The sequence below is a fragment of the [Clostridium] symbiosum ATCC 14940 genome (genome assembly GCF_000466485.1).
Taxonomy (GTDB): Bacteria; Bacillota; Clostridia; order Lachnospirales; family Lachnospiraceae; genus Otoolea; species Otoolea symbiosa.
The window spans coordinates 18,477-32,974 of sequence record NZ_KE992992.1 but is presented as its reverse complement, the minus strand read 5'-3'; the positions used below and the strand labels follow the sequence as shown (position 1 = coordinate 32,974).

Here is a 14,498-nt window from a genome sequence, read left to right as displayed (position 1 = left end):
AATAAAACAGGTAGTGAAACTTGACACTACCATATGAAGCAAGGGAGAGTATATTATGAAAATTGCAATTGGAAATGACCATTCAGCAGTGGAGCTAAAAGAAATTATCAAGGAATTTTTGGAAGAAAAGGGATATGAGGTACTGGATCTGGGAACAAACTCCACCGAGAGCTGTGACTACCCTGTTTATGGTGAGAAAGTGGGAAAAGCCGTGGCGGCAGGAGAGGCAAAGCTCGGAATCGCCATCTGCGGTACGGGACTGGGAATTTCCCTGGCTGCCAATAAAGTAAAAGGCATCCGCGCCTGTGTCTGCAGCGAGCCGTATACTGCAAAAATGTCCCGATTGCACAATAATGCCAACGTACTCTGCTTTGGCGCCCGCGTTGTGGGCAGTGAGCTGGCCAAGATGATTACCGAGGTGTGGCTGGATACTGAGTTTGAAGGTGGAAGGCATCAGAGAAGAGTTGATCAGATTATGGCGATAGAAGCAAATGAATAGGTGAGGACCAGGTCCGGTATGGCCAGAGGATGGAGTAGTGGAATTGGTTGACGGAGTCTTCCGTCCCGTCCCCTGGCCGCCGGTGCTTTTGTTCCTTTATTGAATCGGTTGCAATAATCAGTTTTCAAAGCCCGCTTTTTCCGCGGTGGGCACTTACAGGCCGCACAGGCTGTTTTCATATCTTTAATTTCCGGCTCCGTCTTCAATGCGAGAGTTTTTCCACGCTGGGAGAAAAAGGGCGCTGAATAGAGGCGTAGGCGTGCCGTCCGGTTATTCCAGGTCTTGAATATTCATTTTTTCCAGTTCCATATTTTTCTTTCTTCTGCTGCGGCAGCCTGCGTAGATTCCGAGCAGAATCACAGTTGGTATATTGTATTCAATAAATACGGAGACAGCAGTTGCGATAAGCTGTCCTGTGTCTTTTTTCTCAGGAGGGACGACCACATCCTCCGTTGTATAGGAGGTTCCGTTTTCCATAATTGTGGTAACTGAGGTGCGCACGGTCGAGTAGGCGGCAATTCCCAGAAGGGCCTGGAGGGAAAACAGGAAAGAGATCAGGGGAAGGATAAGCCCCAGCCAGCGGTTCGGCTTTCTGGACAGAAAGAACTGCAGCCAGAGGATGCCCCCGTAAAACAGCAGGATTACAATAATCATATAGGATGCGATAGCCATTATGTTTCCTCCTTTTTCAACTTCTTATATTCGGATATCAAAAGTTTCGCCGTGTCAAAATCGAGCTTCTCATTGAGCGCCAGGCGTTTAATCAGAGCGATATAAGGCTCTGCCGCGCTGTCCTCGCTGATCAGGATTTTCTGAATAATCTTATCCAGCCTCAGCCGGACTGTAGGATAGGTCACATGGTACTGGGAGGCGATCTCCTTCAGGGAACCGGAGGCCAGAATGAACTTTTTAATAAAAATCACATCCTCATCATCCAGATTAGCCATCCAGTCCGGTATAATTTCAATTGCCATAGATGTTTCCCTCCTTAATTTAAATACTTTAATAATATTTAGTATAATCTTTAATATAATTAAAGTCAATATTTGATTATAACATTTAAAATATTGAAATAAAACTGTAAGAATTCACAGCTTAATTAATTCAAATTGACAATTACTCCCCCAGCCATTAAATTTAAAAGAGACGATAAAACACTGGAGGCAGGAGATGAAGGAACTTTTTACAATAGGAGAGATGGCAAAGCTGTTTGGAGTGAATATCCGCACGCTGCGCTATTATGATGAAATCGGTATCCTGTGTCCGGAGACGACGGATCCGGATTCGGGATACAGGTATTATTCCACAAGACAGTTTGAGCGGATGAATTCCATTAAGTATCTGCGCGCTCTTGATATGCCGTTAAAGAGTATAGCCCTGTTTTTTGAAAAGAGGGACGTCAGGAGCCTCCAGTTTCTGATGGAAGAGCAGAAGCAGGAGACCCGGAGAAAGATAAACGCTCTCCTCAGAATTGAGAGGAAGCTGGAACGGAGGCTGGCTGCCCTGGAGGATGCTCTTCGTACTCCGACCGGGGAGATACGGGAAATTCACTGTGAAAAACGCCGGATTGTCTTTCTGCGGAAGGAAATTCAATTGGAGGAGGATTTGGAATATCCGATCCGGGAACTGGAGCTGAGCAGTCTGACAGAGCCGGCTATTTTCCTGGGCAAGGTAGGCGTTGCCATTTCTAAAGCCAATCTTTTGGGACGCCGGTTTCAAAACTTTTCCGGAATTTTTGTATTCCTGGAGGATGGTGACTCCTGCCGCGGCGCCGAACAGATCCTTCCGGAAGGGAGGTATTTGGCGGTGAGGTTCTCGGGTATGCATAAAGACGCAGCCGAATATTATAAAAGACTGCTCACTTATATGGAAGAAAAGGGATATGACTGCCTGGGGGATTCGGTTGAGGTGACGCTGATAGATGCCGGTTTTACCGATGACGTGGGGCAGTATGTGACGGAGATTCAGATTCCGGTGGGAAAGCGTTAGGGGGTATCAATGAGAAGTCAGGAGAAGGACTTTGCAGACAGCCTGAATCGGGGCTGGCTGAACAGACAGTTAAAAGAGGATGAAAATGTGATATGGATAGGAAAACCTGTACCGGGGAAGCTTTTTCATGGATATGATGCGGTTATGGTTCCGTTCAGCCTGGCGTGGTGTGCCATGTCATTGCTGTTTGTCACGCAGTTCTCTGAGGAGGATATAGTTTTCGCCGTATTCGGCGCCGTGTTTTTCGTGTTTGGCCTGTATTTGCTGATAGGCCGTTTTTTCCATGCACAGATAATGAAACGCAATACGGACTATATTGTGACCACGAAAAGGATTCTCAGGCGTCAGGGTAAAAATGCCGACTATATCCTGCTGAAGAAAATCCCGGTGGTGAACCGGTCTGTAAACCGTGACGGAACGGGAACGATTACATTCGGCAGGGAACCGGTTGAGATAAGTCTGGTGTACTGCCGGATCAGAATGCCGTTTTACCAGAGAGAAAAACGGGAGCCGGTATTCTATCTTGAGGATGTGCCGGAAGTGGAAAAGGTATATCGGATTATAACGGAACAGGTTATGAACGAGTAGTAAAGTTATGAAAAAGTATTGACCCTCCAGTTGCTGGAGGGTTTATTTTGTTTTTAAATGAAAGGAGTACTTTATTTATGAAACAGGATCATCTTTTGACGGAAGGCAATGTATTCCATGCCCTGCTGGCCTTTTCCGTTCCATTTCTGATTGCAAACCTGATCCAGGCTTTGTATGGGGCTGTGGATCTGATGGTGGTGGGATGGTACTGTTCCCCCAAAAGTGTGGCGGCCGTATCCACCGGAACTCAGGTGACCCAGATTATTACAAATCTGGTGTCCGGCCTAACGATGGGAGGAACAATCCTGGTAGGAAAATATACGGGCATGCGGGATGAAGAACAGACAAGAAGGACAATCGGAACCACTCTGTCCGTATTTGCTGCCGTGGCTGTCGCGCTTACGTTAGTGATGCTGATTTTTACCGATCCGATACTGGCTCTTTTACAGACTCCGGCCGAATCGGCCGCACTGGCAAAACAATATGTTACAATCTGCTTTTACGGCATCTTTTTTATCTGCGGTTATAATGCCATCAGCGCGATTCTCCGGGGATACGGGGATTCCAGGCGGCCGATGTACTTTGTGGCTCTGTCCTGTATTCTGAATATTATCGGGGATTTTGTGTTTGTCAAATATTTACATATGGGAGTGGCGGGAACAGCTTTGGCCACGGTTCTGTCACAGGCCGTCAGCATGATAGTTTCCATTATCTATCTGAACAAAAAGAAGTTCCTTTTTACCTTCACGCTCAGTAATATGCGGATAGATAAAGGCAGATTAAAGGAACTGGCCTGTGTCGGGATTCCCATTTCATTTCAGGAAAGCATGGTCCGGCTGTCATTTTTGTATCTGACGTCGGTTATAAACCGGCTTGGCGTCAGCACTGCGGCGGCGGTGGGTATTGCCAGTAAATACGATGTGTTTGCAATGCTTCCGGCCACCTCCATAGCCAGCGCCCTGGCGGTAATCACGGCGCAGAATTACGGCGCGGGGAAACTGGAGAGAGCGAAGAAATCACTGGCTGCCGGAATCGGCTTTGCCATTCTCGCCTCCTCCGTCTTCTTCTTATGGGCTCAGATTTCACCCCAGACGATGATAGGAATTTTTAACAGGGATCCTGATATAATCAGGGCCGGAATTCCTTTCTTCCGGGCCTGCAGCTATGATTACCTGGCTGTTTCATTTGTATTCTGCCTGAATGGTTATATGAACGGAAGGGCAAAAACCGTGTTTACGATGATAAGCTGCTGCTTTGGCGCGCTGGTGCTGAGAATGCCGCTCATTTGGCTGGTATTTACGCGCTGTCCCGATAATCTGCTGCTGATTGGTTCAATTGCACCGGCTGTGTCCGGGTTTATGGCAGTATACACACTGGCATTTGTCGTCCGGCAGATCCGGAAAGATTCAAACCTGGCAGGCGCCGGTAAACGGTAACAGGGCTGTGCTGCGGATCGCAGCTTAATATTAACGTTTATTTCTGACAATTCTATTAAATTCATTGAAAGGAAATGCTTTACATGATAAAATTTCAGTAAATAGATGGCGGAAAAGGTAATAAATATGGAAAAGAAATATGAAATCTATAAAAAATGCGGCAGCCTTTGTCAGCCCAATAACGGATGGACCAAAGAGTGAACTTTGAAACGGGGAGAGGAGGAGTTATATTTCCGGGGCTTTTGGCGGCTGTGTAAGAGCTTTAACAGGAGGAGATATTATGAAAGAAATCGGAAACACCAGAAAGAACAGGGGACTGCTGTTGCTGCTGGCCGTCTGTCTGCTATTATCGGCGTGCGGTAAAGGCGCGTCCTCCCCTGCGGCAGCAGCCGAAACCAGCGCCGGTATGGCGCGGGAGGACATGATTTATAATGAGGAAAGCGGTATGGCGCCGGGGAGTACGGACTATAAGTCTGAAACAGCGGAGCCTTCCGGTATGACTTCCTCTTCCGGGGGAATACAGCCGGTAAATACGAAGCGGAAATTAATCAGAACCGTTTCCATGAATCTGGAGACCATGGAGTTTGACGAGCTGATGGAGAGCATTGACAAAAAGGTGACGGAGCTTGACGGTTATATCGAAAATTCGGATATTTCCGGCAGCAGTATCCGCTATGGCGGCGAAAGAAGCCGGAAAAGCGCCCGGATTACGGCCCGTATCCCGTCCGATCATCTGTCTGCCTTTATAACGGAGGTGGAGGCTAACGGGAATGTGACGAATAAGCAGGAGTCCGTGGAGGATGTCACACTCAGCTATGCCGACGTGGAAAGCAGAAAGAAGACGCTTTTAGTGGAGCAGGAGCGCCTATGGGCGCTGCTCGAGAAGGCCGATACGACGGAAGCGATTATCACACTGGAGTCCAGGCTTTCTGAGATACGCTACCAGTTAGAGTCCTATGAATCACAGCTTCGCCTGATGGAGAATCAGGTATCCTACAGTACGGTCAATCTCTATGTCGAGGAAGTGATTTTACTTACGCCGACAGAGGAGGAGACGGTGGGCAGCCGAATTCGGAGAGGCTTTTCAGAAAATTTGCAGAATGTCGGCACTGCGCTTACAAATCTGTTTGTCATGCTGATATCTTACAGTCCCGTGATTATACTTTGCCTGGCCCTGCTGGTTATTGTATGGTGGGCGGTCAAAATACAGGCGAACAGGAATAAAACAGATATACAGGAAGAGGGGCAGGAAAAGAAGAAAGGAATGTTCAGGCGCAGGAAAGATAAATAACCGGATGAAAAGATAAATAACGATGAGGAGAACCGATGAAGATTGAGACAGAAAATATCAGGAGCTACCGCCTTAAGGCCCACCATCTGGAAAAGAAGCTGCCGTTATCGGGACTGGCCGATGCGGCAGGCGCCTGCGGTGTGCAGAATTCCCCGCCCGGGGCCTGGGAGACGGCCATGTTCAACCGGCTGGAGGGCTGTTCGCTGCCCATATTGCACGATGCTCTGTACGAGAAAAAGATACTGCTCCAGGCATGGAGTGTCCGCGGTGTTCCTCTCGTTTTTCCGACAGACCGAAGCGGCGTCTTCCTGACGGCGCTGCTTGCCCAGGAGGGAGAACAGCCATGGATTTACACGCGTGGTATCACAGCCGCTCTGGATTACATGCAGATGTCTTTCGATGATTTGCTGATGCGGACAAAGCAGGCAGCCGGTTATCTTAACAGCCATACGGTCAGGAGTAAGGAGACTCTTGACCAGACATTGGCCGATATAATTGAATGCAGCTTAACGGAAGAAAAAAGGGCGCTTTGGCGAGCGCCGTCCATGTACGGAAACCCGGACAGACAAACGGTGGGAGGCGCCGCCGTCTCTTTCCTGCTCCGCCCCTGTTCCTTTTCATCCCTCATTGTGTTTGGCAGAAGGCAGGGGATAACCCCGACCTTTACTTCTTTTCAAAACTGGACGGGCCGCAGACCGGAAGAACTGGCGTTTACAGAGGAACCGGAAGCCAGGAAAGAGTGCGAAAGGGAACTTGTGCGAACGTTTCTGCATTGCTACGGCCCGTCCGGCAGAGATTCCTTCATGGGGTGGCTGGGCTGCTCCGGGCAGCAGGCCCGGCGGCTCTGGAGCGGGGCTAAAGACGAGATGGAACCGGTTCAGACAGGGAAGAAAACGTGCTATATGCTGTCGAATGATATGGAGGCGCTGGCGCACTCCCAAGCTGACGGAGAAAGGCTGCTTCTTCTCGGAGCCCACGATCCCTATCTCGATATAAAGGACAGAGATGTCCTCCTGGAAGACAGGACACTGCAGAAAGCCGTCTGGAAGACGGTCGGAAATCCCGGGGTAATCCTGAAGGCAGGCCGGATAGCCGGAATCTGGAGAACAAAGACGCTTGGGGATAAGCTGGAAACGGAGATGACATTATTCGAAGCGTTAGAGACAGAGGAAAAGAATAATTTAAAGGAGCTTGCGGAGGAATATGCGCAATTTCGGGGACTGGCCCTTAAGAAGTGTGTAATATAAACAGGGAGGACTTCGCCTGAGTCTTCAGTCCCCGGCGAAAACTTGGGGCGGATTCCCCTCCGCGGCAACCTGTAAACCGGGGACTAAAGACTCAGCCAACCAATTTTATGGCACCGGCTCTGCTCCCTTCCGGTACGCGTCCTCCAACTTCACCCAACTCACCTCTTCACTTCAAACTTATACCCGATTCCCCATACAGTAGTCAGCGCCCATTTATCGTGATCTTTAATCTTTTCACGGAGACGCTTGATATGTACGTCTACAGTTCTGGTGTCACCGATATATTCATAACCCCAGATATGATCCAGGAGCTGCTCCCTTGTAAATACCTGATTGGGGGAGGAGGCGAGGAAATATAAAAGCTCCAGCTCTTTCGGCGGCATTTCAATGGAGTGCCCGTTGTAAATGACGGAGTAGTTGGTAAGGTTTACGATCAGATCCGGGTATTCCACAAAGTCGCCGTGCTGATCCGTTGGCTTTGGGGCCGCGGACGGCGGAGCAGCCTGGTAGCGGCGGAGTACGGCTTTAACCCTGGCAACCAGTTCTTTGGAGTCGAAGGGCTTAATCATATAGTCGTCCGCACCCAGCTCCAGTCCCAGCACCTTGTCGAAGATTTCTCCTTTGGCGGAGAGCATGATGATTGGAACCTGGGAGGAGGCCCGCAGCTCCCGGCAGACCTGGTAGCCGTCAATGCCAGGCAGCATCAGATCTAGAAGCACAAGATTAGGTTCAAAGACAGGGAAAAGCTTCAGCGCTTCTTCCCCATCGCCAACAATTCTCGTTTCAAAACATTCTTTTGTAAGATAAAGTGAAATCAGTTCCGCAATATTGTAATCGTCATCGACGATGAGGATACGCTGTTTCTCTGCCATCTTTATTCCCCCTGTTTACCATATTAGCCACAGTCCACAGAACCGGTTAAATACGCGGTTCTGCGGACAGCGGCACATTTCTATTTAAATGTAACGATTGTGACACCGGTGTCTCCTTCACCAAATTCGCCCAGACGGAAATCCTTTACATAGTTCAGTCTCTTCAGATGCCTGTGGACTCCGGCTTTCAGCGCGCCGGTTCCCCGCCCGTGGACAACTCTTACCTGAGGCAGATGGGCGAGATAGGCATCGTCCAGATATTTGTCGAGAGCCGGTACGGCCTCGTCAACTGTCATGCCAATCAGATTGATTTCCGGCGAGATGGAGAAGGATTTTGACATTTTAATTTTGCTGCTTCCGCTTCCGTTTTTATTGCCGGAACTGCGGGGGCCTGACTGCGGGATCCCGGGACCGCTTATGGTTTTTTCGTCCACCAGTTCCAGATCCTTTATATTCACCAGGGAACGGAGAATACCCATCTGTACGTAAAGATCGCCTTTTGCGTTCGGAAGTGAGCTTACCGTGCCTTTCAGGTTCATGGAAAGGACCCGTACCGTATCGCCAAGCCTCAGTGATTTCGGTGATACGGCTTTTTTTGGAACAGCCGGTTTCACGGCCAGTTTTTTATCAACGTCACTCAGTTTGTTTCTTAGCTTGCTGCGTTCCGCTTCAAGTTCTTTATTCACGCCGGATTCTTTTGCCAGCCGGTTAATGCTGCGGATCGTCTGATCCGCTGTATCTTTGGCATCCTGAAGAATCCTCTGCGCTTCTTCACGGGCTTTTTCAAGCATCTTATCTTTTTGCTCGGAGAAACGTTCCTCCTTCTGTTCAAGGCGCCTTTTTAAAATGGCGACCTGTTCTTTATAGGAGGCTATTTCGGCCCTCTCTTTTTCAATCGTCACGCGGTTATCTTCCAGGTCTGCCAGCAGATCTTCGAAAGATTCGTCTTCCTGTTCAATATGCTTTTTCGCATCTTCAATAATGTAGTCGGGAAGCCCCAGCTTCTTTGAGATGGCGAAGGCGTTGCTCTTTCCGGGGATTCCGATTAAAAGCCGGTAAGTTGGACGCAGTGTTTCCAGGCTGAATTCACAGCAGGCGTTCTCCACGCCCGGGGTGGTCAGCGCATAGACTTTCAGTTCGCTGTAGTGGGTGGTGGCCATGGTCCGGCAGCTCATATTATGGAGGAAGCTGAGTACGGCGATTGCCAGCGCAGCGCCCTCGGTCGGATCGGTTCCGGCGCCCAGCTCATCAAAGAGACAGAGGGAATTGCTGTCCGCCTGCTCCAGGATGGAAACAATGTTGGTCATGTGGGCGGAGAAGGTACTGAGGCTCTGCTCAATACTCTGCTCGTCTCCGATGTCGGCAAACACCTCTTCAAAGACAGCCAGCTCAGATCCGTCAAACGCCGGTATATGGAGGCCTGCCTGCCCCATCAGGGTAAATAGGCCCACTGTTTTTAAAGAGACGGTTTTACCGCCGGTATTGGGACCGGTTACAATCAGGAGATCAAACTGATCCCCCAGGTAAATGTTGATTGGTACGACCTGCTTCGGATCCAGCAGAGGATGGCGTCCGTCCTTGATATTGATGTACCGCCGGTTGTTGAATTTAGGCTCCGTACAGTTAAAATGGCGGGACAGGGCAGCTTTGGCAAAAATAAAATCCAGCTTGGCCAGAAGCTCCAGGTTAAGGGCAATTGTGTCGGTATAAGGAACTAGTTCGCCGCTCAGCGCAGTAAGGACAAATTCAATTTCGCGTTTTTCCTGGATTTCCAGTTCACGAAGCTCATTGTTCAGCTTCACGACAGCCATCGGTTCGATGAAAATCGTGGATCCGGTGGAGGACTGGTCGTGTACCATGCCGGGCACCTGATTTTTATACTCCGACTTAACCGGCAGACAGTAGCGCCCGTCCCGCATCGTAATTACAGCCTCCTGCAGATAGGCTCTGCTGGAATTGAGTACTGAATTGAGCTGGGTGTGTACGCGGCCGGCGATGATCTTCATGGATTTGCGGACTTTGGAAAGTCCCGGGCTGGCGTCGTCGCTGACATCATCCTCTGATATGATGCAGCGTTTGATTTCCGTATTGACCGGGGTGAGCGGTTCCAGGGTGCGGAACATCTCATCCAGAGAATCGTCCGGCAGCTCCGATTCTTCCCGGCGGCCATATGCTTTGGCTCTGGCCGTGACGGTCAGCAGAGAGCTGACGGCGAGAAGCTCTATAATATTCAGGGAGCTTCCAATCTCCAGACGCTTTAAGGAGCCGCGCACATCCTTAACCCCTCCGAAGGAAAGACTGCCCTTCATTCGGACACGCGTGGCGGCATCGGTTGTTTCCGTCTGATTCCTGCGGATTTCCTCCAGGCTGCAGGACGGAACCAGTTCACGGCACAATGTTTTACCAATCTGGGTGGAAGCATATTCCTCCAACTGTGCGATTATCTTATTATATTCTAAAGTTTTAAGTGCTTTTTGATTCATCTTTCATTCACCTTGTAAAAAAATGCTGTTTATTTAAATAAGTTTCGGTATTTGCTGAATTATTGCGTGCGGCAGCCGGCACAGGAGGGCTGTTCACATGAGTCTCAGGCGGAATACAGCGCCCAGCTTTCTGCGGTGGACGCAGAAACCGTATATGATATAATGCCCGCTCTGCGGACATTATATCATATACGGTTTCTTTTGTGCCACCCCTTAATTCCGTCCTTTTTCTTAAGATATGGGAAAAACGTGTCAAAATATGGGGAAAGGAACCGATTAGGATTACGCAGGCAGTTTGCATTCACCTTGACTCAGATATTGCCGCATAGTAGAATAATGAATAATACGGCCGTATAAGCGGAGCCGTAAGGGGTGGGTGGATTTTATGGACATCAGGCAGTTAAAACGTCTTTTGATTTATGTGAGACGGTGTACAGTGCTTCGACGATATGGCGCTGGAGCCTGCTGGTATATAAAAATGCATTCCGGCGCTGACAGAGAGGCAAAACGGCAGAAGACGAAAAATGCGCCGGTTCCACAATAAAGAAAGGATAAGACATCAATGGAGAACAAGGAACAGAAGAAAGAGAAAACTTTCGACTTTAAAAAAGAAATTCGTGAGTGGTTTTTTATCCTGCTGACGGCAGCCGGCATTGCGTTATTTCTGAATACCTTTATTATTGCCAACAGCCGGGTGCCCAGCAATTCGATGGAGACGACCATTATGACGGGGGACAGGATCATCGGTTCCAGACTGGCCTATATAACAGGGGATCCGCAGAGAGGCGACATCGTCATCTTCAATCACAAGATTGATACGTCCGGAAAGGAAACCAGACTGGTGAAGCGGGTAATCGGGCTGCCGGGTGAGACGGTGGAGATATCCGGCGGCAGAATCTATATTAACGGTTCTCCGGAACCGCTTGACGAACCGTATCTGCATGAAGAGATGCGATGGAAGGATGACCGCTTTGAAGTTCCGGGGGGCTGTTACCTGATGATGGGCGATAACCGGAATTATTCCAGAGACGCCAGGGCCTGGGACGACCCCTACGTACCGAAAAAGAAGATAATTGCGAAGGTTCTTTTCCGCTATTTTCCGAGTATCGGCAAGATTGAATAGAATAGAAACATTGGTAAGACTGCATGGCCGGGAAATACCGGTATGCAGTCTTTTTGAACATCACGTTTCCACAGCCAAGCCGAGGGGGGAGTGTGTATATGAGTCTTTCGTCCCGGTGGAAGACTTCGCCGGCCGGATTCCCCCTCCAAGACCAACCTCCCACAGGGACGGAAGACTCAGACAGCCCCCTCACCACACCGGACATGGTCCGCTCCGGACGCGTCCTCCCAACCTCAGTTAAATCTCCATTCTGCTATGAACAGTAAGACAAGCATAACCAAATAAAACCAGCTGTACAGAAATTTCTTGCATAACTACCGGAACAAAAGTATAATAGTGGTATGTTGTTCAAAGGAGAAAAAAGTATGCCGGATACGGAAGGACCTGAGAAGAGAAATCCCGGTAACCGGGAATTTATGAGGGAAAAGATTGTAAAACAGCCGTTGTCCAAAAGACAGATTGCAAAGCGTGTGCTGATTCTCATGTGCCTTGCCGTGTTGTTTGGCGTGATTTCGGCTGTCAGTTTTGTGCTGGCCAAGCCTTTGGCGGATCGGTACCTGGGAAGAGAGGAGACGGAGGAAAGCACCTCCATCGTTTTTGCCAAGGATGATCCGGAGACAGCCGCCGTCGGCCCGACTCAGGAGGAGACGCTTCCGATACATGTTGAGGAAGAGGAACTTCAGAAGGCGATTGAAGATGCGCTTACGCGCTACAGCTTTACACCGGATAACCTGAACTCATTTTACAGTTCTCTGCGCGATGTGGCGGTGCAGGCGGATAAAGGGATTGTGAAGATCAGTTCAGGAAAGCAGCAGACAGATCTGTTCGGTAACCCGGTTGAGAGTACCGGTGATTATGCCGGTGCGGTAATTGCAAAGACGCCGGGAGAGTATCTGATATTTACCTGTGCGGATGCAGTGAGGCAGGCCGATTCAATTTCAGTGACATTTTCAGACGGTACAAAGGTTACGGGACAGACGAAGCAGATTGATGAAGTGCTTAACATGGCTGTTATTTCCGTAAAATGCCAGGAGCTGGGCGAGGAACTGAGAAAAGAGATAAAGATACTCACTCTCGGCAACTCCTATTCCGTGAAGACGGGAGATATCGTTATCGGAGTCGGCGGTCCGTCGGGACAGGTACACTCCATGACATACGGAACGGTCTCCTACATTGCAAGGAACGTTCAGATGACGGACGGCATCACAAGGATTATATATGCAGATATATGCAGCAACTCCACTATGGGTACGTTTCTTTTAAATACGGCCGGAGAGATTATCGGATGGACCTCTGACGATTATAAAAATGAGGAAAACCGTGATATCACCGCGTCCGTGAGCATTTCCGATTATAAGCCCGTGATTGAAAAGATGACGAACGGCCATCAGGTGCCTTATTTCGGCGTCAGGGGACAGGAAGTCAACGAAGCGATGGCAGAGAGCGGGATTCCCCAGGGAGTCTATGTGGTGGAGGCCGTATCGGGCGGACCGGCTTATGACGCGGGAATCCAGAACGGAGACATTATCACATTATTCGGAGAAAAAGAGATCACCACATTCAAGGAGCTTCAGATGCAGATTGAAAATGCCCGCTGCGGTTCCAGGGTAACTGTGAAGATTATGAGAAAAGGTCCGGACGGCTATAAGGAGCTGGATCCATTTGAAGTGGAGATAAGGGCCAGGTAGAGCAGCCTGACGATGGCCCGGGCTTAAAAAGTCAGCCGAATCAGAAGAAGACAAAATATAAGAATTAAGAAGAGAAAATGTGATGGTAAAACACGAGAGTCTGACTTGTCAGACTCTCTGTTGACGAAATAGCAGATTTTACATAACAGTTCATTCTGTCTTATCTGTTACGATTTTACGGAGTTTTTCCATTGCCGCAGAGAGGAAGGAAGAGTATGAAATATATTGATCAGTTCCATGAGGGTATGCGTGTTTCAGACGTTTATCTTTGCAAAACAAAACAGATATTATTGACAAAGAATGGGAAAGAGTACGTGTCGATGACCCTCCAGGACAGGACGGGTACTATCGACTCAAAGATTTGGGATTTGGGTTCGCCGGGAATCGGTAACTTTGATGTGATGAATTATGTATATATAGACGGAGATGTGACGGTATTTCAGGGTTCCAACCAGCTCAATGTGAAACGGATCCGCAAGGCGGACGAGGGCGAATACATAGAAAGCGACTATCTTCCGGTCAGCTCCAAAGACATTAAAGAGATGTACAGGGAACTCACTGCACTGATCCAGTCCATGAAGAATCCATGGCTGAAACAATTGGCTGAAAGTTATTTCACGGACGACAAGGAGTTTGTAAAAAGGTTCTGCTTCCATTCGGCGGCTAAGAGTGTCCATCATGGTTTTGTGGGAGGGCTGCTTGAGCATACATTAAGCGTAATGAAGCTGTGTGATTATTACTCCGCAGCCTATCCGATGATTAACCGGGATCTCTTACTTACAGCGGCTCTCTTTCACGATGTCGGAAAGACGAAAGAGCTGTCTGCATTTCCGGAAAATGATTATACGGACGACGGCCAGCTCCTGGGGCATATCATAATCGGAACGGAGATGGTCGGGGAGAGAATCCGGACAATTGCGGGATTCCCGGAAAAAACGGCCTCCGAACTGAAACACTGTATACTTGCGCATCATGGCGAACTGGAATATGGTTCCCCTAAAAAACCGGCGCTGATGGAGGCTCTGGCTCTGGCATTTGCCGACAATACGGATGCGAAACTGGAGACTATGACGGAACTGCTTAAAAAGGCGGGAGATAATACACAGTGGCTGGGCTTTAACCGTCTTCTGGAGAGTAATGTCCGAAAGACGACGGTCTGATTGAAGGGGCATTTAAGTTAAGCAGGTGAGGACGCAGCCGCAGGCCAGCGGACGGGGAGGGATCTATGAGTCTTTCGTCCCGGGGAAGTGGCATCGCTGGCTGGAGAAGGAGATACTGTGGT

Annotated in this window: 13 protein-coding genes; 9 read left to right on the top strand and 4 right to left on the bottom strand. The window is 49.1% G+C overall.

Features of this window, described 5'->3' with window-relative positions:
* Positions 1–55: 55 nt before the first annotated feature.
* The gene (gene rpiB / locus CLOSYM_RS17155; protein WP_003500449.1) at positions 56–499 is read left to right on the top strand and encodes a ribose 5-phosphate isomerase B; all 444 of its coding nucleotides are present in this window, start codon (positions 56–58) and stop codon (positions 497–499) included.
* A 270-nt stretch (positions 500–769) separates the two neighbouring features.
* Here the strand turns inward: rpiB and CLOSYM_RS17150 are convergent, their stop codons facing one another.
* Together CLOSYM_RS17150 and CLOSYM_RS17145 are read right to left on the bottom strand one after the other, a co-directional pair.
* Positions 770–1,171, bottom strand: a complete 402-nt coding sequence (locus CLOSYM_RS17150; protein ID WP_003509760.1) for a hypothetical protein — start codon at positions 1,169–1,171, stop codon at positions 770–772.
* A complete protein-coding gene (locus CLOSYM_RS17145) occupies positions 1,171–1,473 on the bottom strand; it encodes a DUF2089 family protein (protein WP_021643085.1) in 303 nt (100 codons plus the stop codon). The genes CLOSYM_RS17150 and CLOSYM_RS17145 overlap by 1 nt, the downstream gene beginning before the upstream one ends.
* A 196-nt stretch (positions 1,474–1,669) precedes the next feature.
* On the opposite strand from CLOSYM_RS17145, the gene CLOSYM_RS17140 reads away from it, so the two are divergent.
* From CLOSYM_RS17140 to CLOSYM_RS17120, 5 genes are all read left to right on the top strand, one after another.
* On the top strand, positions 1,670–2,488 hold the full coding sequence (locus CLOSYM_RS17140) for a MerR family transcriptional regulator (protein WP_021643084.1): 819 nt from the start codon (positions 1,670–1,672) through the stop codon (positions 2,486–2,488).
* Between the two features lie 9 nt (positions 2,489–2,497).
* A complete protein-coding gene (locus CLOSYM_RS17135; protein ID WP_021643083.1) occupies positions 2,498–3,076 on the top strand; it encodes a hypothetical protein in 579 nt (192 codons plus the stop codon).
* 77 nt (positions 3,077–3,153) lie between these two features.
* Positions 3,154–4,512, top strand: coding sequence for an MATE family efflux transporter (locus tag CLOSYM_RS17130; protein ID WP_003500414.1), 1,359 nt, complete (start codon positions 3,154–3,156; stop codon positions 4,510–4,512).
* Between the two features lie 280 nt (positions 4,513–4,792).
* Entirely contained in the window at positions 4,793–5,803 is a 1,011-nt protein-coding gene (locus CLOSYM_RS17125; protein ID WP_021643082.1) for a DUF4349 domain-containing protein, read from the top strand.
* Positions 5,804–5,838: 35 nt separating this feature from the next.
* Positions 5,839–7,050 (top strand): DNA glycosylase AlkZ-like family protein, encoded by a 1,212-nt coding sequence (locus CLOSYM_RS17120; RefSeq protein ID WP_021643081.1) that lies wholly within the window; start codon positions 5,839–5,841, stop codon positions 7,048–7,050.
* Between the two features lie 158 nt (positions 7,051–7,208).
* On the opposite strand, the gene CLOSYM_RS17115 is transcribed toward CLOSYM_RS17120, so the two are convergent.
* Positions 7,209–7,922 carry a response regulator transcription factor gene (locus CLOSYM_RS17115; protein ID WP_003500408.1) on the bottom strand — a complete coding sequence of 238 codons (714 nt, stop codon included), beginning with the start codon at positions 7,920–7,922 and terminating at the stop codon, positions 7,209–7,211.
* A gap of 80 nt (positions 7,923–8,002) precedes the next feature.
* The gene (locus CLOSYM_RS17110) at positions 8,003–10,405 is read right to left on the bottom strand and encodes an endonuclease MutS2 (protein ID WP_003500406.1); all 2,403 of its coding nucleotides are present in this window, start codon (positions 10,403–10,405) and stop codon (positions 8,003–8,005) included.
* 562 nt (positions 10,406–10,967) lie between these two features.
* On the opposite strand from CLOSYM_RS17110, the gene lepB reads away from it, so the two are divergent.
* The 3 genes from lepB to CLOSYM_RS17090 all read left to right on the top strand — a co-directional run bounded on the left by lepB (position 10,968) and on the right by CLOSYM_RS17090 (position 14,376).
* Positions 10,968–11,528: a signal peptidase I gene (lepB, locus tag CLOSYM_RS17100; RefSeq protein ID WP_021643078.1), complete on the top strand. Its 561-nt coding sequence runs from the start codon at positions 10,968–10,970 to the stop codon at positions 11,526–11,528.
* Positions 11,529–11,893: 365 nt separating this feature from the next.
* Positions 11,894–13,216 carry a S1C family serine protease gene (locus tag CLOSYM_RS17095; protein WP_003509750.1) on the top strand — a complete coding sequence of 441 codons (1,323 nt, stop codon included), beginning with the start codon at positions 11,894–11,896 and terminating at the stop codon, positions 13,214–13,216.
* Between the two features lie 215 nt (positions 13,217–13,431).
* Positions 13,432–14,376 carry a 3'-5' exoribonuclease YhaM family protein gene (locus CLOSYM_RS17090; RefSeq protein ID WP_003500399.1) on the top strand — a complete coding sequence of 315 codons (945 nt, stop codon included), beginning with the start codon at positions 13,432–13,434 and terminating at the stop codon, positions 14,374–14,376.
* Positions 14,377–14,498: the final 122 nt, after the last annotated feature.